Below are 22651 nucleotides of genomic sequence, written 5' to 3' on the forward strand. Positions count from 1 at the left end.
CTTGGTCGTGTTCGCCCTTGGGAGGCGGCTCCGCGCGGTAAGGTCGGCGAATGCTGATCCGCGCCTGGGGAATCGCACGTTCACTGGTCATGTACTACGGCGTCCCGGGAAAGCACGGACGCTCGCGGCGCCTGTACGGCCAGTTCCTCGGCCCCGGCGATCTCGCCTTCGACATCGGCGCCCACGTGGGCGGCCGGGTGCGCGTCTGGCGGCGCCTGGGGGCCCGGGTGATCGCGGTCGAGCCGCAGCCCGACTGCCTGAGCGTGCTCAGGCTGTTCTTCGGCCGCGACAAGGGGGTCACCATCGTGCCCGGGGCCGCCGGGGCGCGGCCCGGACAGGCGCGGCTGGCGCTGTCCACCGCGACGCCGACGGTCTCCTCGATGTCGCCCGGCTGGATCGATTCGGTGACCAGGGACCGCAGTTTCGCCCGCGTGCGCTGGGACCGCTCGGTCGAGGTCGAGGTGACGACGCTGGACGACCTCATCGAGGCGCACGGCGAGCCGGCCTTCTGCAAGATCGATGTCGAGGGCTTCGAGGCCGACGTGCTGGCGGGGCTCAGCCGTCCGCTGCGCGCCCTTTCGTTCGAGTACGTGCCCTCGGCGCACGACGCCTCCATGGAGGTGCTGGAGACCGTGGAACGGCTCGGTGCGAGCGCGGGAGGCTACCTCTACAACTACTCGCCCGTCGAGACGATGCGGTTCGTCCGCGAGCATTGGTTCGACGCCGCCGAGCTGACCAGGATCCTGGAGCGCATCCGCCCGATGGGCCGCTCCGGTGACGTCTACGCGCGCCTCCGGCGGCCGGACGGGGACCGGTAGGCGCGGTCACGCCGCCAGGGTGAGGATCCTGTCCGGCTCCAGCCCGACCCGGGTGCCGAACGGGCGCCCGGCGCTGTCGAGGGACGCCCGCAGCCAGCCGGCGTCCTCGTCCGAGGCCCGGACCAGCCGCATCCGGCGGGCCCGCAGCGGCACCATCCGCAACCCGGCCAGCTCGCCCGAATCCGGCCGCACCGAGGCCACGTACAGCAGCCGCAACTCGTCGCGGTAGCGCCCGTACCCGGGGATGCCCTCGTAGTCGTTGATCAGGTCGCCGCAGCCGTAGAGGACGAGCTTGCCGCGGTACACCTCGATCGGGCGCGGGTGGTGCGAGGAGTGCCCGTGGACGATGTCCGCCCCGCCGTCCAGCAGCGCGTGCGCGAAGCGGACCTGCTGATCGGGGATGTCGTACCCCCAGTTGGAGCCCCAGTGGACGGAGACCACCACGATGTCGCCCGCCCGCTTGGCGCGCCGCACCCGCTCCAAGATCAGGGCGGCGGACCGCTCCGTCGTGAAGGCGACGCCGGAACGGCCGCCGGCCGCGGCCCAGTGCGGGGCGATCCCGCTGGACTCCATGCCGCATGAGAGGACCAGCACGCGGCCGCCGCCGGTCTCGACGGTCGCGGGCCGCCACGCCCGCTCCCGGTCGGGGCCGGCACCCGCGGCGGGCAGCCCGGCGGAGTCCAGTGAATCGAGCGTCTCGGCGAGCCCTTCGCGGCCGAAGTCCAGGACGTGGTTGTTCGCCAGCGCGCAGACGTCCGGGCGGGCCCGGGCCAGGCAGGGGAGATTCGCGGGGTTCATCCGGTAGTGCACGCTCTTGCCGGGCGCGAACCGTCCGCTGCGGGTGACGCTGGTCTCCAGGTTGAGCACTCGGGCGTCGGCGGCGGCCTCGTCCATGGCCGCCAGGGCGTCCCCCCAGGGCCAGCCGAAGTCGACGGGGGACGGGATGGGGCCGTTCTCCACCTCGGCCAGCGTCACGTAGTCGCGGGCGTCCCGGACATAGCCCTCCATGAGCGCCGGGTCGCCCGGATGCGGCAGGATCTGGTCCACGCCGCGGCCGAGCATGACGTCGCCGCACAGCAGCAGTGTCACCTGCTCGGTGCACATGACCCCAGCATAGGCGGCGCTTCCCCGGTCCCGGCGCCGGCGGCCCGGCACCGGCGCTCCGGGAGGCCGCGACGCGACGGGCCGCCGTTCGGTTTCACCCCTGGCGACAACCGGCCACCCGTCCCGAATGTCCTGGACCATCGCGACATTCCCGGGATCTCCTGATCGAGAAGATCCGGGCCGCCACCCGCCCGCCACTGGGAGGCACCCGGCCGACGAGAGGGGCTGTGAACTGCTGTGGGCTGAGTGTTCACGAGTGCCTTTTAGATGTCACGAGTACTGCAGGATCTCGTGTTATGAACCTGACGGACTGGGCGCGGGCGCAGGGGATCGCTCCACGTACCGCGTACCGCTGGTTCCGTGAGGGCACGCTGCCGGTCCCCGCGGAGCGAGTGGGGCCGCGCACGATCCTGGTGAACATCGATGCGAACACCTCACCGCCGGTGATCGGCGGTGTGGGGCTGTACGCGCGCGTTTCCAGTCGTGATCAGAAGGCCGATCTGGAGCGGCAGATCGCACGCTTGTCGGAGTGGGCAGCGAAGGCCGGACACACGGTCATCCGGGTCGAGTCGGAGATCGCCTCCGGCATGGACGGTGGGCGTACGACGGCCCGTCGTCTGCTGGCCGATTCGAAGGTGACCGCCGTGGCGGTGGAAAACAAAGACCGCCTCGGCCGCATGAACGTCGAACTCATCGAGGCCGCCCTGTCCGCGTCCGGGCGCCGACTCGTCGTCCTCGATGAGGCTGAGGTCGACGACGACGTCGACCATGACCTGGAGCGCGACATGGTGGAGGCGCTGACCTGGTTCTGCGCCCGCCTGTACGGCCGCGGGTCGGCGAAGAGCCGCGCCCACAGGGCTCTTGAGGCGGCTGCCGCCGATGAGTGAGAAGCGGCTCCGCCACATCGACGCGCCGTTCGTCGTGCCCGGCCCCAACGGGGTGGCGATACGCGACCGGCTCAAGCACCTCACCGGCGCGGATGAGCAGGTGTTGTGCCTGGTCGGCGGGCATCTGGGACGCCTGGCCTCCACCGATCTCAAGGCCCGCTGCCGCGCTGGCCTGGAGCACGACTCGGATGCGTGGGCGGCCCGTAAGCAGGGTCTGACGGCCGGGTCGTCGTCGCGCTGGGCCGGGTCGATCACCAAGGCCACGCACGACCAGTGGGCACTGTCGCGCCGCTGCCAGCTCGCACATGTCCAGGGCCTGGAAGCGGGTGTGCGCACGCTGAGGTACCGCCTTTCGCTGCCGATTGGTGAGAAGGGCACCAAGAGGGCTGTGGCGGGATACCGCTCCAAGCACGAGTGGTTCCACAAGTCCCGGCGCCTGGCGATCCTGGAACACCGCTTCGATGTCGCTCGCGCCGAGCGGGAGGCCGGTGTCGTCCACCTCGTGCGCGGCGGCCGACGGCTGCTGAACACCCGGCATAACCTCCAAGCCGCCGGGCTGACCGAGGCCCGGTGGCGCGAGCGGTGGGAGGCCGAGCGGTGGTTCCTGGCCGCTGACGGCGAGTCCGGCAAACGCTTGGGCAACGAGACCATCCGCGTCACACCCGACGGGCAGGTCTGTATCAAGCTGCCCGCACCGCTGGCCCACCACGCCAACGCCGGGCATGGCCGGTACGTGCTCGCGTCCAAGGTCGCGTTCGCGCACCGGGGCCAGGAGTGGCGCGACCGCATCGGGCAGAACCGGGCCGTCGCCTACCGCATCCACCTGGAGCATCGCCATCGGGCGACGCGCCCTCGGACACCCGATCCGGCGACGGACGGCACCGCCCCAGCGCCACCAGAGTGATGGCGCTGGGCATCGGACCGTCCAGGCCGATCGCAGTGTCCCAGGACGCGAGGAACCCCGCCACCACGTCACGGAGCCTGCACACGATGCATGCCGCCGGACGACGGGAACGAGAGCGCGGGGAACCAGCGCATCCAACACCGTTCGGGATGCGCGCAGTTCCGGGACATGGGCAAAAGACCCACTCCCGGACACTGCTTAGGAACGGTTCCTGCCCAAGCACGTCGCCGCCGGGTCCGCGACCGACGCCCGCGCCCGGCGCCGGCTGGCGGCGCTCTCGGACCGGGAGCGGGACGTCGCCGCCGCCGTCGCGGAGGGCCTGTCCAACGCCGAGATCGCCGCACGGCTGTTCATCTCCGTGGGCAGCGTCAAGGCGCACATCTCCGCCGCGCTCACCAAACTCGACCTCGGCAACCGCGTCCAGCTCGCGATCCTCGCCCACGACGCGGAACGGGGGAGCGGTTCGGGTTCCTGACCGGTGAACCGTACGCCGCGGCCCGCCGTACGACATGTCGTCAGGACGCCGCCGGAGACCGGGCGGGATCCGAGACCTCACGGAGGATCGCGTGCAGGCAGGAAAGACGGTACCCACGACCGGCCGCCGGCACCTGTGATGGACGACAGCCTGAGGGCGAGCGGGGCGGCCTACCTCGGCGAGCCGTACGGCGGCGACTGGGACCGGCGCCGGACGGCCGTGCACGCCGTCCCCGACCTGGCATGGCCACCGCCGCCGGACCCGGGCGCGCGACCGGCCGCGCCCCCGGAGAACGTGACGACGCCCCTGGCGGCCGATCTCCTGGGCGGCCGGACCGCCGGTCCGGCCGACGTCACCCCGCGCTACTCCCGGCACGCGCTCCCGCGGGAGCGCCTGGCCGCTCCGGCCGCCCCGCCCGCGCGGCGGGAGGCGCCCGGGGTGAGGATCGCCGGCAACCGGCTGCTGGTGGTGCTGCTGTTCTGGGCGCTGCTGGCCACCAGCGTCGCGCTGTGGCTGTTCAACACCCCGCCCAGCGCGTTCGACGAGCGGCCCGAGATCATCACCGCCGCGGGGCGGGTCACCGGCCTGATCGGCGGGTACCTGCTGCTCGTCCAGGTGCTGATGATGAGCCGGGTCGCGTGGCTGGAGACCTGGGTCGGCGGCCACGACCTGATGCGCTGGCACCGCCGCCTGGGCGCCTGGCTCCTGGTGATGATCCTGGCGCACGCCGGGTACACCACGGTCGGCTACGCGCTGGTCGAGAACGGCACCGTCATCGACCAGACGGTCACCCTGTTCACCGACTACGACGGCATGGTCGGCGCGTTCGCCGCCGTCGGGATCATGGTCGCGATCAGCGCGCTGGCGATCCGCGGCCTGCGCCGCCGCCTGCCCTACGAGCTGTGGCACTGGCTGCACCTGGCCACCTACGCGGTATTGATCCTGGGCTACGGCCACCAGTTCGCCAACGGGGCCGAGCTCTCCCAGCAGTGGTTCGGCCGCTGGTTCTGGACGGCCCTGTACGCCCTGGTGATCGCCTGCCTGGTCTGGGGCCGGGTCGTCGAGCCCCTGTGGTTCAACCTGCGGCACCGGCTCCGCGTCATCGAGGTGGTGCCGGAGTCGGAGTCGATGTTCTCGATCTACATGGCCGGGCGCCGGCTGGACCGGCTGGAGGCGCGGGCCGGGCAGTACTTCCGCTGGCGGTTCCTGACCGGCGGGGCCTGGTGGCAGTCGCATCCGTTCTCCCTGTCGGCGGCCCCCAACGAGCAGTGGCTGCGGCTCACCGTCAGCGCGGTCGGCGGGTACACCGGCGCGCTGCGCCGGATGCGGCCGGGCGTCCGGGTGTTCGCCGCCGGCCCCTCCGGCACCTTCACCGCGGGCCACCGGATGCGCCGCAAGACGCTGCTGATCGCCGGCGGCAGCGGGATATCCCCGATCCGCGCCCTGATGGACGAGCTCCCCGGCGACACCGTGGTCATCTACCGGGCCTCCGACGCCGCCGGGATCGTCTTCGGCGACGAGCTGCGCGGCCTGGCGGAGCGGCGCGGCATCACGCTGCGCTACGTGCTGGGCTCGCGCGACGACCCGGAACCGCGGCACCTGTTCACCCCCGAGGGGCTCCGCGAGCTGGTCCCGGACGTCCGCCACCGCGACGTGTACCTGTGCGGCCCGGCCGGGATGGTCGAGACCGCGACCGCCACCCTGCGGCGGCTGCGGGTACGCCGCCGGCAGATCCACCTCGACCCGTTCGAGTTCTGAACCGACTTCTCGATCGACCACCTGGAGGGACGTGATGCGCCGAACCACCGCGGCGGTCGCCGGCACGCTGAGCGGGACCGCCCTGCTCCTCGCCGTCAAGTTCGGGGCGGGCTACGCGGCCGACACCGCGACCGGTCAGACCGCGGGCGGGACGGGCGACCTGGGCGCCGCCCCGCCCGCGAACCAGGGCGGCCGAGCGAGCGGCGGCAAACTGAAGGACGGCGTGTTCCGGGGGACGGCCTCGGTCAACCCGCACGGCCCCATCCAGGTCACCATCAAGGTGGCCGGCGGGAAGATCACCGGGCTCACCGCCACCCACGCCACCAACGCGGCCATGACCATCCGGGTCAACAAGCGGGCCATCCCGCTGCTCCGGCAGGAGACCCTGGCCGCGCAGAGCGCCCAGATCGACGCCGTCTCCGGGGCCACCTACACCAGCGGCTCGTTCAAGGCGTCGCTGCAGTCCGCGCTCGCGGCGGCGAGAGCCTGACCGGGCCGCGGCATGTACCACATCGAGCACGTCATGGGCACGGCGGTCACCATCGACATCGCCGACCTGCTCCCGTCGCGCACCCTCGCCGACCTCGTCGAACAGACCTGCGACTGGCTGCACGAGGTGGACCGGCGGTTCAGCACCTACCGCGCCGACAGCGAGGTCAGCCGGCTCGACGCCGGCGAGCTGGCGGTGGCGGACTGCTCACCGGACACGCGCGCCGTGCTGGACGCCTGCGCGTCGCTGCACCGGCGGACCGGCGGCCACTTCGACGCGCGGGCGAGCGGACGGCTCGACCCGTCCGGCTACGTCAAGGGCTGGTCGGTCGAGGTCGCCTCGGCGCGCCTGGCCCGCGCCGGTTCCCTCAACCACTGCGTCAACGCCGGCGGCGACATCCGCTGCCGGGGCCGCTCGCCGTCCGGCGGCGCGTGGCGCGTCGGGGTCCGCCACCCGTGGGAGCACGACAAGGTGGCCTGGGTGCTGGCCGCGACGGACCTGGCGATCGCCACCTCCGGGACGTACGAGCGCGGCCACCACGTGATCGATCCGCACTCGGGCGAACCGGCCCGGGCGCTGCGGTCGGTCACCGTCACCGGCCCGGACCTGGCCCTCGCCGACGCCTACGCCACCGCCGCGATGGCCATGGGCGCCGACGGGCTCCTCTGGCTCGCCCGGCTCGCCGACGACTCCGGCTACCAGTCGGCCGCCGTCACCCGCGACGGGCACGCCTACCGTTCCGACCGGTTCCCCGTGATCGAGGACGGGACCGCGGACGAGCCGCCGGCACGCGACCCCCGAAAGGCAGTCCCATGCACAAGTTCTTCCTCATCCTCGTCACCATGGCTCTGGCCGCCGGGCTCGGCGTGGCGGTCTCCATCAGCGTCAGTGGTGGCTGAGATCGGCCAGGAGCGGCTAGGAGCAGGCTAGGAGCGCGGGCAACTCGCCCAGGGCGGTGATCCGCCGCACGCCGCCGGGGACGGGGGCGGCGGAGCCCGCCCGGTCGAGCCAGACGCCCAGCAGCCCCACGTCGCGCGCGCCGACCGCGTCCATGTCCAGCTGATCTCCGACGTAGGCGACCTGGGACGGAGGCAGCCCCAGGGCCGCGCAGGCGGCCAGGAACGCCGAACGGTCCGGCTTGGCGCAGCCCAGCCCGTCGGAGCACAGCAGCACCTCGAAGTGGTGCCGCAGCCCCAGGGCTCTCATCCTGCGCTCCTGGTGGACGGCCCTGGAGTTGGACAGGATCCCCTGGCGGTAGGGCAGCGCGCCGAGCACCGCCGCCACGTCGGGGAACGCCGTCCACGCCGCTTCGAACAACGCGACGTACCGGTCGTGCCAGGCGTCCGCCTCGGCATCGGCCAGCGGTCGTTCCACGAACGCGCGGACGCGCTCGCGGCGCTGCTGCCCGTAGGTCAGCTCCCCGGCCGCCAGACGCGCGTACCCTTCGGCCGTGATCCGGTGCCAGCGGTCCAGCGCCGCTTCGCCGGACGGCAACCCCTCGGCCGCGAAATGCCGCAGCAGCCCCGTCCGCTCCGAGCCGGAGAAGTCGAAGATCGTGTCGTCGACGTCCCAGAGCACCGCCTCGACCATGCCGCAACCCTAGGGCGCGGCGCGGGTCAGCGCATGCGCTCGCAGGCCGCGTCCACGGAATCGGCGAGGATCTCCAGCCCTTCGGCCAGCTCGTCCGCGGTGCTGGTGAGCGGCGGGAGAAGCTTGACCACCTCGCCCTCCGGGCCCGAGGTCTCCATCAGCAGGCCTCGCTCGAAGGCGGCCTCGCCCACCGCCGCCGACAGGGTCGGGTCGGCGAAGGCGACGCCCCACACCAGGCCGCGGCCGCGGATCTCGGCGATCACGTCGCGGTGCCCGGCCGCGATCCGGTCGAGCGACTCCCGGACCAGCTCGCCCTTGGCCCGGGTCTGGGCCTCCAGGCCCTCCCCGGTCCAGAAGTCCAGTGCCGCCGCGGCGGTGACGAACGCCGGATCCGCGCCGCGGAAGGTCCCGTTGTGCTCGCCCGGCGCCCACACGTCCAGCTCGGGACGCAGCAGGGTGAGCGCCATGGGCAGCCCGTACCCGCTGAGGGACTTCGACAGGCAGACGATGTCGGGCACGATCCCCGCGGTCTCGAAGCTGAAGAACGGGCCGGTCCGGCCGCAGCCCATCTGGACGTCGTCCACGATGAGCAGCAGGTCGTGCCGCTTGCACAGGTCGGCCAGGTCGCACAGCCACTGCGCGCCGGCCACGTGCACCCCGCCCTCGCCCTGCAGCGTCTCGACGATCACGGCCGCGGGCCAGTCCAGCCCGCTGCCGCTGTCCTCGAGCATGCGCTCCAGCAGCGGGAGGTGCGAGGGCCGCCGGCCCAGATAGTTGTCGTAGGGCATCGTCACGGTGTGCCCGAGGTGCACGCCCGCGCCCCCGCGCTTCATCGCGTTGCCCGTGACGGCCAGCGAGCCGAGGGACATTCCGTGGAAGGCGTTGGTGAAGCCGACGACCGTCTGGCGGCCGGTGTACTTGCGCGCCAGCTTCAGCGCCGCCTCGACCGCGTTGGTGCCGGCCGGACCGGGCAGCTGGATCTTGTACTGGAGCTTGCGCGGCCCCAGGACGATCCGCTGGAACGCCTCGTAGAACCGGCGCTTGGCCACGGTGCGCATGTCCAGGCTGTGCACGATGGAATCGGCGCTCAGATAGCGCAGAAGCCGGTTTTTGAGATGCGGGTGATTGTGTCCGTAGTTCAGCGCCCCGGCGCCCGCGAAGAAGTCCAGGAACGCGCGCCCCTCCTCGTCGTACAGTCGGCTTCCCCGAGCGGTGTCGAAGACCGCCGGCCAGTTCCTGGAATAGCTCCGGACCTCTGACTCGAGCAGTTCGAAAACATCCATGACAAGCACCTCGATCATCACCTGCCACCCATGATCGGGTTGTTCCATGGCCGCCGCGGGAAACCGCGAATGCCGTGCTGACAGGCGCCTCCGTGGCACCGTTCCGCCAGCGTACCTCACCGCGTTGTCCAGGCCCTGTGGGAAGTGGATTCGGAGATCCATGAGGCCCCGTGGAACAGGGCGGAACGGGCCTCGCGGAGACCGGCCGCCGATCCGCCGGCGCGGACCCGGCGCCATCGACACACCCGGCATCGGTCATTTCTTCGCCACGTCGGGGCGGCGCTTTGGGGCAGCTGTAAAAGACCAGGAAAAGTAAGGTGATAGCAAGAGTCAAATCATGCTTTACATCTCCGCTGAACAGTGCTTTGTGGGATGTGGTCAGGCGTTGGATTCGGTCAGGGCAACTAGACTCGCAATGGTCTCGGTGGGAACCGTACTCAGGGGAGCCGACATCGGCACGAATGGTAATAGATGAATTACCGGTATGGGGAATGAGGATGACGGTGAACAGCATCGGCCGGACCGCCCCGCGAGAGGCGGTCGGCCAGCTCACATCGGACCATGTCCTGGTCGGCGCGGGCCACGAGCACGGGACGCGCTGGCGGGCGGGGGAGCGCCTGGATCACCTTTTCGAGGAACGCTGCGACCGGCTGCGAGCCGAGGGGGCCGGCGGCCATCCGGCCGTCGACGCCGGCGGCGCCGTCCTGACCTTCGAGGACGTGGACGCGCGGGCCAACCGGCTGGCCCGCCACCTGCTGGCGTTGGGGCTCGGCCCCGGTGACCGGGTGGGGCTGCTGTTCGACCGGGCCGTGCACTCCTACGTCGGGATGCTGGCCGTCCTGAAGATCGGCGCCGCCTACGTGCCGCTCGACCCCGGCTACCCGGCCGAACGGCTGTCGTACATCGTGCGGGACGCGGGCGTGCGGGTCGTGCTGTCGCTCGCGCAGCTGCGCGAGCGGTTGCGGCCGGCCGGCGCCGAGGTGCTGTGCCTCGACGAGGCGGAGCCGCACGTCGCCGGCCTGCCCGGCCACCGCCTCACGGGCACGGAGCGGGGCGCCCCGGTCGACGACCTGTGCTACATCATCTACACCTCGGGCTCGACGGGACGGCCCAAGGGCGTCGCGGTCAGGCACGCCGCGATCTGCAACTTCGTCCGGGTCGCGGTCGAGGTCTACGGGCTGGAGCCCGCCGACCGGGTGTACCAGGGCATGACGATCGCGTTCGACTTCTCCGTCGAGGAGATCTGGGTGCCGCTCATCGCCGGCGCGACCCTGGTGCCCAGGCCGAGCGGGCCGGCGCTGGTCGGCGCCGAGCTGAGCGCGTTCCTGCGGGACGGCCGGGTCACCGCGCTGTGCTGCGTGCCGACGCTCCTGGCGACCCTCGACCCGGACCTGCCCGGCCTGCGCTTCCTGCTGGTGTCGGGCGAGGCGTGCCCGCAGTACCTGGTGGCCCGATGGCACCGGCCCGGCCGCCGGTTCCTGAACGTATACGGGCCCACCGAGGCCACCGTCACGGCCACCTGGACGCCGCTGCACCCCGACCGGCCGGTGACCATCGGCGTCCCGCTGCCCACCTACTCGGTGATCATCCTTGATCCGGCCGAGGACCGGGCCCTGGAGCCCGGCCGGACGGGGGAGATCGGCATCGCGGGGGTCGGCCTGGCCGCGGGCTATGTGAACCGAGAGGACCTGACCCGGCGCAGGTTCGTCCCCGACTTCCTGGACATCGAGCACAACGCGTCGGGCCGGATCTACCGCACCGGCGACCTGGGCCGGGTCAACACCGACGGCGAGATCGAGTACCTCGGGCGCATCGACACCCAGGTCAAGATCCGCGGATACCGGATCGAGCTGGCCGAGATCGAGTCGGTCCTGTCGGAGGTGCCGGGGATCGCCCAGGCGGTGGTCGGCACCTACGAGCCCGAGCCGGGCATGACCGAACTGGTCGCCTACTACACCCGTGGGAACGGAGACGGGCACGGAGACGGGCACGGCGACGGCGCCGCCCACCGCGACAGCCTGCACCGGCGGGCGCGGGAGCGGCTGCCCGGATACATGGTGCCGGTGTACTTCGAGGAACTCGAGGCCATCCCGACGCTGCCGAGCGACAAGGTCGACCGCGGCCGGCTCCCCGCACCCATGGGCCCGCGGAGCGCCGCCGACGGCGGTGCCGCTCCGGAGAGCGGCACCGAACGGCTGCTCGCCGGCGTCCTGTCCGGCGTCATGCGGCTGGAGCACGTGCCGGCCGACGGCGATTTCTTCGCCGATCTGGGCGCCAATTCGCTGCTGATGGCGCGTTTCTGCGCGGCGCTGCGGGAACGGGCGGACCTGGCGGCGGTGTCGATCTCGGACGTCTACCACAATCCGACGATCAGGAAGCTGGCGGCGACGCTGGACGCCGCCGCGCCCGCCCCCGCGGAGGCGCCCGCCGGACCGCCCGCCGCACCGCCGGCCGAGGCGGCGCCCGGCGCGACGGCGGTGAAGGAGCACGCGTGGGCGCGCAAGCCGGAATACCTGCTGTGCGGCCTCCTGCAGCTGCTGCTGTTCCTCGGGACCACCTACGTCGGCGCCCGAGTCCTCCTCGGCTACCGGTGGGTCGTCGACGCCCCGGGAATCCTCGACCTCTACCTGCGGGGCCTGCTGTACGGCAGCGCGTTCTTCGGCTATCTGTGCGCGCTGCCCGTCCTGGCCAAATGGGTGCTCATCGGCCGCTGGAAGCCCCGGGAGATCCGTGTCTGGAGCCTGTCGTACGTGCGCTTCTGGACGGTCAAGACGCTGGTCCGGGCCAGCCCCATGATGCTTTTCACCGGATCGCCGCTCTACGTCCTGTACCTGCGGATGCTGGGGGCGAGGATAGGCCGCGGCGCCGTGGTCTTCTCCAGGACCCCCCTGTGCACCGACCTGCTCACCATCGGGCCCGGGACGATCATCCGGGAGCGGTGCGCAATGTCCGGGTATCGCGCCGACGCCGGCGTGATCAGAACGGGCCCGATCACCCTCGGCGGCGACGTGTTCGTCGGCGAGCAGACCGTGCTCGACATCGGCACCTCGATGGGCGACGGCGCCCGGCTCGGGCACGCCTCGTCCCTGCACGAGTCCCAGGCCGTGCCCGCGGGGGAACGCTGGCAGGGCTGCCCGGCCCGGCGGAGCGGCGGCGAGCACCTGACGGTCGCCCCGGCGCGCTGCGGCACCCTGAGGAGGTTCGTCTACGGGTTCCTGCAGCTGTTCCTGCTGCTCGCGATCACCGGGCCGCTGGCGGTCATCGGGCTGATCAGCGTGTTCACGCACGTCCCGCTGCTCAACGAGGTGCCGCGGCCGTATCCGGGAGGGCTCGGCAGCCCGATCTTCTACCGGGACGCCCTGGTGCTGTCGGCCGTGCTGTTCTTCGGCGGCGTGCTCACCGGGCTGGCGTTCGTGGTCACCGTGCCCCGACTCCTGCCCCTTCTGGTCAAGCGGGACCGGATCTACCCGCTCTACGGGATCCGCTTCTGGGCCCAGATGAGCGTCAAGCGCCTGACGAATGCGAAGTTCTACACCGGCCTGTTCGGCGACAGCTCCTATATCGTCCACTACCTGCGCGCCCTCGGATATCACTTCACGCGCCCGATCGTGCAGACCGGCACGAATTTCGGCACCGAACTGCTGCACCACTCGCCCTACCTGACCACGGTGGGAAGCGGCACCATGGTGTCGGACTCGCTGTGGATCATCAACGCGGATTTCTCGAGCACGTCCTTCCGGGTGGCGGAGGTGAGGATCGGGGCGCGCAACTTCTTCGGCAACAACATCGCCTTCCCGGTGGACGCCCGCGTCGGCGACAACGTCCTGCTCGGCACGAAGGTGGCGGTGCCCGTCGACGGCAAGGTCCGGGAGGACATGGGGCTGCTGGGCTCGCCCTGCTTCGAGATCCCCCGGTCGGTGCGGCGCGATCACGAGTTCGAGCACCTGGAGACGGGGGAGGAGTTCCGCCGGCGGCTGGCCGGCAAGAACCGCTACAACCTCGCCACGATCGGCCTGTTCCTGCTGCTGAGGTGGTTCGCGGTCTTCGTGGTGACCCTGATGTGGCTGATCGCCGAGGAGCTGCGGCGCGGCTTCGAGGCGGAGATGATCACCGCGGCGTTCCTGGCGACCCTGGTGTTCATGGTGGGCTACGGCGTGCTGGTCGAGCGTGCCTTACTGCGGTTCGGATCGTTGCGGCCGCGGCTGTGCTCGATCTACGAGCCGTACTTCTGGTGGCACGAACGCATGTGGAAGCTGAGCGGGCGCCAGATGTTCAACGGCACCCCGTTCAGGAACGTGATCTCGCGCATGCTGGGCGTGCACATCGGCCGCCGGGTCTTCGACGACGGCTGCTCGATGCCGGAGAAGACCCTGGTCACCATCGGTGATCACGCCACGCTCAACGCGGGCAGCGTGATCCAGTGCCACTCCTTGGAGGAGGGCGTCTTCAAATCCGGCCGCACCGCGATCGGCGCCGGCTGCACGGTGGGGGTGCAGGCCTTCGTCCACTACGGCGTGACCATGGCGGGCGGGTCGTCGCTCGACGCCGACTCGTTCCTCATGAAGGGCGAGGAAGTGCCCGTGAACGTGCGGTGGCGCGGGAATCCCGCCGGCCTGCTCGCACCGCACGCGGCCGCCGTGGGCCGCCCCTTGTGATCTCACCGTCACCGGTGGCCGCGCAGGCCGGGGCGGGACTCCGCCATTCATTGACCGATGCTCTGGGCCTCTTCGATGTCGATCCCGGCCAACGCCACCAGCCGGTGACCGATGTCCAGGAAGGCTCGTCCGACGGCCAGTTCGTCGCCGATCTCGGGGACGGCCGGGTCGGCGGGATTTCGCCGCGCGTGGCCCGTGCCCTCGATGGTGGTGCCGTCCTGGGTGGTCAGGACGGCGCGTACGTGCGTGTCGTTCCCGCGCTCGTTGATGAAGACCTGCGCGGTCCACTGCTTGTCCCTCATGATTGTCACCCCCCACCTCCAGCATCCGCCTCCCCGAGCGTTCCCGCCAAGGTCGCCGGGCACTTCGGGTGAGGATCAGCCGAGGCCGCGGCGGCACAGGTGACCAGACCGGGCAGGAATGGAGAAGCGCGGCTTACGGAGCCGCGCCTAGCCTGATCTCCATGGACATCACCATTCACGCGAGCTTTCTCCCGCATGACGATCCGGACGCGTCCCTGGCCTTCTATCGCGACACCCTCGGCTTCGAGGTCCGCAACGACGTGGGGTACGGCGGGATGCGCTGGATCACGGTCGGTCCCGCCGGCCAGCCCGGCACGTCCATCGTCCTGTACCCGCCTGGCGCCGACCCCGGCGTCACCGACGACGAGCGCCGCACCATCGTCGAGATGATGGCCAAGGGCACCTACGCCTCCGTCGTCCTGGCCACCGCCGACCTCGACGGCACCTTCAAGCGGGTGCGGGAGGGCAGCGCCGAGGTCGTCCAGGAGCCGACCGATCAGCCGTACGGGGTTCGCGACTGCGCTTTCCGCGACCCCGCGGGCAACATGGTCCGCATCCAGGAGTCGCGTTGAGCCGGACGGTTTGAACGCTGATTCATTGAATTGACTCATTGCTCATACAGGTGACTGTGGTTAGCATCGCTGTGGCCTGACCGTCCGCGAGAAGGAGCCGCGATGCGCCTGGGATTCATCGGCGCCGGGAGGATCGGCCGTCCCATGGCGGGACGGCTCGCCGGTGCGGGCCACGAGGTCCGCGTGCTGGCCAGATCGCCCGAGGCGCGCGCGGCGCTCGGCGCGGACGGGCTGGAGGCCGTCGCCGATGCCGCCGCGGTCGCCGACGGCGCCGACGCCGTGCTGGTGTGCGTCTTCGACGACGGGCAGGTGCGGGACGTCTGCCTCGACGGCCCGCTGCTCGCGCGGATGCCGGCCGGATCCGCGCTCGTCGTCCACACCACCGGCAGCCCGCGGACGGCCGAGGCCATCGCCGCCCGTGCCGCCGAGCACGGCATCGACGTGATCGACTCCCCGGTCAGCGGGGGACCGCACGACGTGGCGGCCGGGCGGATCACGCTGTTCGTCGGCGGCGCCGACAGCGCCGTGGCGCGGCTCCGGCCGGTCCTCGGGGCCTACGGCGACCCGGTCCTGCACGTCGGCCCGACGGGCGCCGGGCAGCGGGTGAAGCTGGTCAACAACGCGCTGTTCGCCTCCCAGATCGGCCTGCTGGCGGACGCGGCGCGCCTCTGGCGGCAGTGGGGGCTGGACGAGGAGGTCTTGCTCGGCGCGCTCCTGCACGGGAGCTCCGCGAGCCGCGCGCTGACCGGCGTCCAGGCCAGGGGGTCGGTCGCGGCGTTCGCCGCGGCGACCGGCGGCTTCATCGCCAAGGACGTGGACGTCGTCAGGAAGGTCGCCGCGGAGGAGGGCGGCGACCTCGGCGCGCTGCGGGCCGCGCTCGAGTCCCTGGCCGCCGCGCATCGATGATCGTGCCGTGCCGCCCGAGGCCTCGGAGCGCGGCCTACCGGGCCGCCTTCTGCTCGAGCAGGAGCTTTCGGAAGGGCAGGACGAGCTTGGGTGCGTTCCAGCCGAGTACCCCCATGAGCCGGCCGCCCGTGCGGTAGGCGGCGACGAACCTGCCGTCCGCGACCGTCCCCTCCTCGAAGGTCACCTCGGCGTCCGCCGGAAGGACACCGTGGGCCTGGATCTTGACGTCGTACTGATCCGTCCAGAAGTAGGGGAGCGGGGAGAACGGCTTCACGTCGCCGTGCAGCAGGTTGCGCGCCGCGGCGGTTCCCTGCTCGGTGGCGTTCATCCGGTGTTCCAGCCGCATCCGGAGCCCGTACCGGGGATTGGGCCACGAGGCGACGTCGCCCGCCGCGTAGATCCCGGGGGCCGCCCGGCAGAACTCGTCGCACTCGACGCCGTCGCCGAGCGGCAGCCCGGAGCCTTCCAGCCACCCCACCTCGGGTTCGGCTCCGATGGAGACGAGCACGCAGTCGGCGGGCAGGACGGTGCCGTCGGACAGCTCGACGGCCGCGACCCGGCCGTCCTCGTCGAGGATCCGGCCTACGCCGGCGCCCAGGCGCAGGTTCGTGCCGCGGTCGCGGTGGAGGCCGGCGACCGCGGCGCCGACCTCGGGGCCGACCTGGCGGAGCATGGGGTGGGCCAAGGGCTCGACGACGGTGACGTCGAGCCCCATGCCGCGGGCGGCGGCCGCGACCTCCATGCCCAGGAAGCCGGCGCCGACGATGACGACCCTGCCCCCGGCCTCGAACGCCGTGCGGAGTTCGGTCGCGTCCGGGCGGTCGCGCAGGACGTGCACCCCGCCGGTGGGGCGGGAGGCTCCGGGCAGCCGGCGCGGGCGCACCCCGGTGGCGATGACCAGGCCGTCGTACTCCAGGCCGGAACCGCCGTCCAGATGCACGGTGCGGCGGCCGGGGTCGAGCCCGCGTGCCCGTGCGTGGAGCAAGCGGACGCCGAGGTCGGAGTAGTCCTTCCTCTCGCGCAGCCGGGTCCGCCCGCGGTCCCAGGTGCCGGTGAGGACCTGCTTGGACAGCGGCGGACGGTCGTAGGGCAGGATCGGCTCCCCGCAGAGCAGGGTCAGCGACCCGTCGTACCCCTCGCGGCGCAGCGTCTCGACGGCGGCGACGCTCGCGGCGCCGCCGCCGACCACGACGACCCTCCGCATCGATCCCATGGCTCCGGCCTCCCGTCCTGGGCCCCGATGCCGCGCGAAGCCTCACTGAATGGGTGATACAGAAATTGAACTATAGTTCAGAATGATGCATTCAGGCTCGGCCATCTTGTCAGGAGGCGATGTGAGCGGAGCGCCGGGGCGTCCCCTGCCGTTGATCACACCGGAGACCGAGTTCTTCTGGACGTCCGGCGCGGACGGCCGGCTGCGCTTCCAGGAGTGCGAGTCCTGCACCGCCCTGATCCACCCGCCGCAGCCGGTCTGCCGCCACTGCCGCGGCGACGGCCTGCGGGTGCGTGCGGTGTCCGGTCACGCGACCCTCGTCGGATTCACCGTCAACCACAGGTTCGGCATGCCCGGGCTGCCGGCGCCCTATGTCGTGGCGCAGGTGGCGATCGAGGAGGACCCGCGCGTCCGGCTCACGACCAACGTGGTCGAGTGCGACCCCGAACGGCTCGAGCTGGGCATGCGGATGGAGGTCGTCTTCGAGCACGTCGAGGACGTCTGGCTGCCGCTGTTCCGGCCCGCGCCCGAGCGGGCGGAGCCCGCACCGCTCCCGTCGGACGAGATCGAGCCCGCCCAGATGTGGCGCCACGTGCGTCCGATGGCCACCCCGGAGAAGTTCGAGGACAGGGTGGCCGTCAGCGGCATCGGCAGCTCGGAGATCGGCCGCCGCCTGATGGTCCCGCCGCTCTCGCTGACCGTCCAGGCGTGCGAGCGCGCCGTCGCCGACGCAGGCCTCGGCCTGGACGACATCGACGGCCTGGCGACCTACCCGGGCGGCGGCGACACCGGCGGCTTCGGCGAGGGCGGCGTGACGGCGCTGGAGGCCGCCCTCGGCATCCGGCCGACCTGGTACAACGGCGGCGCCGAGACGTTCGGGCCCGGGGGCTCGCTCATCGCGGCGATGCTGGCGGTGGCCGGCGGGCTGGCGCGCCACGTGCTGTGCTTCCGGACGCTGTGGGAGGCCACGCACACCGAGCTCATGCGCAGCGGGCGGATCGGCACGGGCGGCCGGGGCAGGGTGAGCGGGCACGGGAGCTGGTTCCATCCCTTCGGGGCGACGTCGGCGGCGCATACCCTGGCGCAGAACGCGCAGCGGCACTTCCACCGGTACGGGACCACCCGCGAGACGCTCGGCTGGATCGCGCTGAACCAGCGGGCGAACGCCGCCCTCAACCCGGCCGCGATCTACCGCGAGCCGATGACGATGGACGACTACCTGGGCGCCCGTCCCATCACCACCCCGTTCGGGCTCTACGACTGCGACGTGCCCTGCGACGGCGCCGTCGCGGTGATCGTGTCGGCCGTGGACGCCGCGCGGGACCTGGCCAAGCCGCCCGTCCTGGTGGAGGCCGTCGGCACGCAGATCCTCGAGCGGATCGAGTGGGACCAGAGCACGCTGACGCACGAGCCCCAGGTGCTCGGCCCCGCCGCCCACCTCTGGACGCGCACCTCGCTGCGTCCCGGCGACGTCGACGTGGCCCAGCTCTACGACGGTTTCACCATCAACTGCCTGTCCTGGATCGAGGCGCTGGGCTTCTGCGGCATCGGCGAGGCCAAGGACTTCCTCGACGGCGGCAAGAACATCGCCCGGGACGGGATGCTCCCGCTGAACACCCACGGCGGCCAGCTCTCCCACGGCCGGACCCACGGCATGGGGCTGGTCCACGAGGCGATCGTCCAGCTGCGCGGGGAGGGCGGGCCGAGGCAGGTGCCGGGCGCCCGCGTCGCCGCGGTGAGCAGCGGCGGTCTCACACCGGGCGGGGCGATCCTGTTCAGGACGGACGCGTGAGCTCGGGCGATGCGACGACGGCCGGCGTGGTGGAATCGCGCGTCGTCGATGTCGGCGGGATCCCGATGTCGGCGCTGTTCCGCGAGGTGGAGCGGCCGCGGGCCGTCATCGTGGCACTGCACGGCGGCGCGGCGCGGGCGGCGTACTTCCACGTCCCGGGCCTGCCGGCGCAGTCGCTGCTGCGGACCGGGGCGGCGCTCGGGTTCACCGTCATCGCGCTGGACCGGCCGGGCTACGGCGCCTCCGCGTCCCATGCCGATCGGATGACCCGCGCCGAGCGCCGCGTCTATCTGGCCTACGCGGCGGTGGACCGGTTGATCGGGTCGCGCGGCCGCGGCGCGGGCGTGTTCGTGATGGCGCATTCACTGGGCTCGGTGCTGGCCCTCCGGATGGCCGCCGACGAGCGCGGGGCCGGCCTGCTCGGGGTGGAGCTCGCCGGCACCGGACGACGCCACCACCCCCGTTCGGTGGAGATCCTGCGAGCGCGTTTGGAGGACCGGCCCCAGTCCGATGGCGGGCGGTTCGGCCTGCGCGATCTGCTGTGGACGCCTGAGCGCCTCTATCCCGAGGACGTCGTGGGACGTGCCGCGATCGTCTCGCCCACTCCCGGCTATGAGTCGGTCGAGGTGCGCACCTGGGCGCAGGAGTTCCCCGGCGTCGCGGCCCGGGTGCGCGTCCCCGTGCGGTACTGCCTCGGCGACCACGAGCTGGTATGGGATCCGAACCCGCAGGCCATGGCCGAAATGGCGGCCATGTTCACCGCCTCGCCCCGGGTCGTCGTCGACCGGCAGGCGCACGGCCCGCACAACCTGAGCCTGGCCCGGTCGGCGGCGGCTTATCACCTGAAGGTACTTTCGTTCGTCGAGGAGTGCGTGCTGGCCCGTGTGGACGCGGGACCGGCGGGGGACCGGGCCGCGGCGGCCGACGACGCCGCGGCACCGGGACGCTGACCGATCGTCGCGCTGGGAGGAAAGATGACGGACGTGGACGTCGCCGTGCTGCTCGTGCGGGCGGTGGTGGGCATCACCATGATCGTGCATGGGGTCAACCACTGGAAGGGCGGTGGCCGCATCGAGGGGACCGCGCGCTGGTTCAGCGGTCTGGGCCTGCGGCATGGAACGCTGCAGGCGTGGATGAGCGTGGTCACCGAGATCGGCGCCGGCGTGCTGCTGGTGGTCGGGCTCCTGACGCCGCTGGCCTGCGCGGCGGTCATCTCCGTCATGCTGGTCGCGGGCCTGCTCGCGCACCGGGGCAACGGCTTCTTCGTCTTCAAGGACGGCTACGAGTACGTGCTCGTCCTCGCGGTGACGACGCTCGCGCTCGCCATGCTCGGCCCGGGTGAGGCGTCGGTGGACGCCGCGGCCGGCATCGAGGTGACCGGTTGGGCCGGCGGCGGTATCGCGCTCGGCGTGGGCGTGGTGGCGACCGCGGGATTGCTCGCCACGTTCTGGCGGCCCGTCCCGGCGAAGGCCGACTCGGGCGCCTGACCGCCCGGCCGGCGGCTCCGCGCCAGTAATCGCTCATTCCAGCTTCGGAGACGCTTACTCCCTAGAATTGAGAATGCTATTCTCTGGAGCATGCACCAGCTGGGATGGCGGGCGGCGCGGAGCCCCGGCGCGACCGAGGTCGCCCGGGCCGCGCGGCGCCGGGGCCTCTGCCGCCGGCCCGGACGCGGTTGGAGAAGCCCGTGAACATCGAATCGCTCGCCCGCTGGATGGACGCCCAGGGGATCGCCCCCGGCGAACCCGTCGAGGCCTCCGGCCTCTCAGGCGGCGCCTCCAACGAGATCTACCGGGTGAGTCGCGGCGGCAGGCGGATGATCCTGCGCAAGCCGCCGCGGGCGGCCCCGGAGGGCCGCGACGCGACCATGCTCCGCGAGTACCGGGTGCTGAACGCCCTCAACGGCACCGACGTCCCGCACCCGGAGGCCATCGCCCTCTGCGAGGACACCGGCGTGATCGGATCGTGCTTCTACCTCATGAGGCACGTGGACGGCTGGTCCCCGATGGACGACGGCGGCTGGCCGGAACCGTTCAAGAGCGACCCGTCCCTGCGGCCGGCGCTCGCCTACGAGCTGGTGGACGGGATCGCCAGGCTCGGCAACGTCGACTGGCGGGCGCAGGGCCTGGAAGGGTTCGGCAGGCCGGACGGGTTCCACGACCGGCAGGTCGACCGCTGGCTGGCCCACCTGCGCAAGTTCGAGTTCCGGGAGATCCCGGGCCTGGACGCCGCCGCCGAGTGGTTGCGCGGCCACCGGCCCTCCCACTGGGAACCGGGGATCATCCACGGCGACTACCAGTTCGCCAATGTGATGTTCCACCACGGCGCGCCCGCCAGGCTGGCAGCCCTGGTCGACTTCGAGATGGCCACGGTCGGCGATCCGCTGCTGGACCTGGCCTGGGTGATCATGAGCTGGCCCGACGAGGGCGAGGACCGGAACCTCTACGTCGACTACACCGGCATGCCGGACCGCGCCGCCCTGATCGAGCACTACGCCGAGGTCAGCGGCAGGGACGTCAGTGAGATCGACTACTACGTGATCCTGGCCCGGTTCAAGATGGCGATCGTGCTGGAGGGCGGCTACGCCCGGGTGGTGAAGGGCGAGTCCGACAACCCCAAGCAACGCTATTTCGGGGACATCGTCCTGCGGATGGCGGCCGAGGCGGCCGAGCTGGCCGCGACGACCCGGCTATGAAGGCGTGCGACCTGTTGTCGGGAACCGCGCCCGTGCACAGGAAGGTACTCGTCTTGTGAAACTGGTCAGCGATTCCGAGGTCGAGAAATTCCGCGCCGAGTTCTCGCAATTCCTGGACGACAACCTGCCGAATCCGGTGGAGGCCGCCGAGCGGCCGCGATCGAGCTCGGATGTGCCGGAGTGGGCGAGGCGGTGGCAGCGCAAGCTGTTCGACGCGGGCTGGTTGCTGCCGGGTAATCCACCCGAGTACGGCGGGCGCAACGCCACCCTGCCGCAGCAACTCGCGCACCGGGAAGAGCTGTCCAAACGGCAGGTCTACCACAGCTTCAATCCGCAGGGCGTGGGCATCATCGCGGCCTCGATCCTGAGCTTCGGGACCGAGGAGCAGAAGCGGAAGTGGGCCGTCCCCATCCTGCGGGCCGATATGACGGCCTCGCTCGGCATGAGCGAGCCGGGCGCGGGTTCGGATCTGGCGGGGTTGCGGACGCGTGCCGTTCTCGAGGACGACCGTTTCGTGGTGAACGGGCAGAAGGTGTGGACGTCGGGGGCGCATGACGCGGACGTGCTGCTGACGTTCGTGCGCACCGATCCGGACGCCCCCAAGCACAAGGGCATCAGCGTCCTGATCATTCCCACCGAGACCGAAGGCCTGGTCAGGAGGCCGTTCGGGTCCCTCACCTCTCCTGACGACCTGGACTTCAACGAGGTGTTCTTCACCGACGTCGAGGTGCCCCGGGAGAACCTGATCGGCGAGCTGCACCAGGGATGGAGGGTGGCGCACGGCTCGCTGGGCCACGAGCGGACGATGCTGTGGCTGGGCTACGCCGAGCAGATGGAGAACCTGCTCCGGGACGCGCGCAGCGACCAGGAGTGGTACGCGACGTTGCAGATGGACCTGCAGGCGTTGCGGTTGCTGGGCTACCGGCAGCTGGGCGGCGACCGGGATCCGGCGGAGCTGTCGGTGCTCAAGGTGCTCGGCTCCGAGGCCGTGCAGGCGGGCAACCTGCACGCGCTGGAGGAACGCGAGGCCGATGCCCTGCTCCATCCCGCGACGACCGCGCCGTTCAACCACATGGGCCTCGACGTGTTCGCCGCCAGCTGGTTCGACCGGTACGCGCGCAGCTTCGGCGGAACCATCGCCGGGGGGACCTCCGAGATCCAGCGGAACATCATCGCCGAACGCGTCCTCGGCCTGCCCAGGTAACAC

The 22651-nt window shown here is 71.7% G+C and carries 19 protein-coding genes and 1 pseudogene; 15 read left to right on the top strand and 5 right to left on the bottom strand.

What is annotated here, in order from left to right; genetic code table 11:
- Positions 1-50 precede the first annotated feature (50 nt).
- Positions 51-818 (top strand): FkbM family methyltransferase, encoded by a 768-nt coding sequence (locus ABD340_RS03005; protein ID WP_344586798.1) that lies wholly within the window; start codon positions 51-53, stop codon positions 816-818.
- Positions 819-824: 6 nt separating this feature from the next.
- On the opposite strand, the gene ABD340_RS03010 is transcribed toward ABD340_RS03005, so the two are convergent.
- Positions 825-1922 carry a CapA family protein gene (locus ABD340_RS03010; protein WP_344586799.1) on the bottom strand — a complete coding sequence of 366 codons (1098 nt, stop codon included), beginning with the start codon at positions 1920-1922 and terminating at the stop codon, positions 825-827.
- A gap of 296 nt (positions 1923-2218) precedes the next feature.
- Between ABD340_RS03010 and ABD340_RS03015 the strand changes: the two genes are divergently transcribed.
- The 6 genes and pseudogenes from ABD340_RS03015 (at position 2219) to ABD340_RS03040 (ending at position 7366) form a co-directional block, all read left to right on the top strand.
- Entirely contained in the window at positions 2219-2809 is a 591-nt protein-coding gene (locus ABD340_RS03015; protein ID WP_344586800.1) for an IS607 family transposase, read from the top strand.
- Positions 2802-3713 (top strand): hypothetical protein, encoded by a 912-nt coding sequence (locus tag ABD340_RS03020; protein ID WP_344586801.1) that lies wholly within the window; start codon positions 2802-2804, stop codon positions 3711-3713. Before ABD340_RS03015 ends, ABD340_RS03020 begins: the two co-directional genes overlap by 8 nt.
- A gap of 250 nt (positions 3714-3963) precedes the next feature.
- A pseudogene (locus tag ABD340_RS03025) lies at positions 3964-4188 on the top strand (helix-turn-helix domain-containing protein); the annotation flags it as partial.
- Positions 4189-4326: 138 nt separating this feature from the next.
- Entirely contained in the window at positions 4327-5946 is a 1620-nt protein-coding gene (locus ABD340_RS03030; RefSeq protein ID WP_344586802.1) for a ferredoxin reductase family protein, read from the top strand.
- A 34-nt stretch (positions 5947-5980) separates the two neighbouring features.
- Positions 5981-6436, top strand: coding sequence for an FMN-binding protein (locus tag ABD340_RS03035; protein WP_344586804.1), 456 nt, complete (start codon positions 5981-5983; stop codon positions 6434-6436).
- Positions 6437-6448: 12 nt separating this feature from the next.
- Positions 6449-7366: an FAD:protein FMN transferase gene (locus ABD340_RS03040; RefSeq protein ID WP_344586805.1), complete on the top strand. Its 918-nt coding sequence runs from the start codon at positions 6449-6451 to the stop codon at positions 7364-7366.
- Here ABD340_RS03040 and ABD340_RS03045 read toward each other — a convergent pair.
- Together ABD340_RS03045 and ectB are read right to left on the bottom strand one after the other, a co-directional pair.
- The gene (locus tag ABD340_RS03045) at positions 7352-8026 is read right to left on the bottom strand and encodes an HAD family hydrolase (protein ID WP_344586806.1); all 675 of its coding nucleotides are present in this window, start codon (positions 8024-8026) and stop codon (positions 7352-7354) included. The genes ABD340_RS03040 and ABD340_RS03045 overlap by 15 nt on opposite strands.
- A gap of 26 nt (positions 8027-8052) precedes the next feature.
- Positions 8053-9309 carry a diaminobutyrate--2-oxoglutarate transaminase gene (gene ectB, locus ABD340_RS03050; RefSeq protein ID WP_344586808.1) on the bottom strand — a complete coding sequence of 419 codons (1257 nt, stop codon included), beginning with the start codon at positions 9307-9309 and terminating at the stop codon, positions 8053-8055.
- A 497-nt stretch (positions 9310-9806) separates the two neighbouring features.
- On the opposite strand from ectB, the gene ABD340_RS03055 reads away from it, so the two are divergent.
- Positions 9807-13964 carry a Pls/PosA family non-ribosomal peptide synthetase gene (locus ABD340_RS03055; RefSeq protein ID WP_344586810.1) on the top strand — a complete coding sequence of 1386 codons (4158 nt, stop codon included), beginning with the start codon at positions 9807-9809 and terminating at the stop codon, positions 13962-13964.
- A gap of 47 nt (positions 13965-14011) precedes the next feature.
- Here the strand turns inward: ABD340_RS03055 and ABD340_RS03060 are convergent, their stop codons facing one another.
- Positions 14012-14266 carry a DUF1876 domain-containing protein gene (locus tag ABD340_RS03060; RefSeq protein ID WP_344586811.1) on the bottom strand — a complete coding sequence of 85 codons (255 nt, stop codon included), beginning with the start codon at positions 14264-14266 and terminating at the stop codon, positions 14012-14014.
- 161 nt (positions 14267-14427) lie between these two features.
- On the opposite strand from ABD340_RS03060, the gene ABD340_RS03065 reads away from it, so the two are divergent.
- Positions 14428-14838 (top strand): VOC family protein, encoded by a 411-nt coding sequence (locus ABD340_RS03065; protein WP_344586812.1) that lies wholly within the window; start codon positions 14428-14430, stop codon positions 14836-14838.
- A gap of 102 nt (positions 14839-14940) precedes the next feature.
- On the top strand, positions 14941-15744 hold the full coding sequence (locus ABD340_RS03070) for an NAD(P)-dependent oxidoreductase (protein ID WP_344586813.1): 804 nt from the start codon (positions 14941-14943) through the stop codon (positions 15742-15744).
- A gap of 34 nt (positions 15745-15778) precedes the next feature.
- On the opposite strand, the gene ABD340_RS03075 is transcribed toward ABD340_RS03070, so the two are convergent.
- The gene (locus ABD340_RS03075) at positions 15779-16957 is read right to left on the bottom strand and encodes an NAD(P)/FAD-dependent oxidoreductase (RefSeq protein ID WP_344586815.1); all 1179 of its coding nucleotides are present in this window, start codon (positions 16955-16957) and stop codon (positions 15779-15781) included.
- A gap of 121 nt (positions 16958-17078) precedes the next feature.
- On the opposite strand from ABD340_RS03075, the gene ABD340_RS03080 reads away from it, so the two are divergent.
- The 5 genes from ABD340_RS03080 to ABD340_RS03100 all read left to right on the top strand — a co-directional run bounded on the left by ABD340_RS03080 (position 17079) and on the right by ABD340_RS03100 (position 22648).
- Positions 17079-18749 (top strand): thiolase C-terminal domain-containing protein, encoded by a 1671-nt coding sequence (locus ABD340_RS03080; protein WP_344586817.1) that lies wholly within the window; start codon positions 17079-17081, stop codon positions 18747-18749.
- The gene (locus ABD340_RS03085; RefSeq protein ID WP_344586818.1) at positions 18746-19699 is read left to right on the top strand and encodes an alpha/beta fold hydrolase; all 954 of its coding nucleotides are present in this window, start codon (positions 18746-18748) and stop codon (positions 19697-19699) included. The genes ABD340_RS03080 and ABD340_RS03085 overlap by 4 nt, the downstream gene beginning before the upstream one ends.
- A gap of 24 nt (positions 19700-19723) precedes the next feature.
- Positions 19724-20236 carry a DoxX family protein gene (locus tag ABD340_RS03090; protein ID WP_344586819.1) on the top strand — a complete coding sequence of 171 codons (513 nt, stop codon included), beginning with the start codon at positions 19724-19726 and terminating at the stop codon, positions 20234-20236.
- A gap of 200 nt (positions 20237-20436) precedes the next feature.
- Positions 20437-21444, top strand: coding sequence for a phosphotransferase family protein (locus ABD340_RS03095; RefSeq protein ID WP_344586820.1), 1008 nt, complete (start codon positions 20437-20439; stop codon positions 21442-21444).
- Positions 21445-21499: 55 nt separating this feature from the next.
- The gene (locus ABD340_RS03100; protein WP_344586821.1) at positions 21500-22648 is read left to right on the top strand and encodes an acyl-CoA dehydrogenase family protein; all 1149 of its coding nucleotides are present in this window, start codon (positions 21500-21502) and stop codon (positions 22646-22648) included.
- The last annotated feature ends 3 nt before the right edge of the window (positions 22649-22651 follow it).

The sequence above is a fragment of the Actinomadura vinacea genome, assembly GCF_039532545.1.
GTDB classification, from domain to species: Bacteria; Actinomycetota; Actinomycetes; order Streptosporangiales; family Streptosporangiaceae; genus Spirillospora; species Spirillospora vinacea.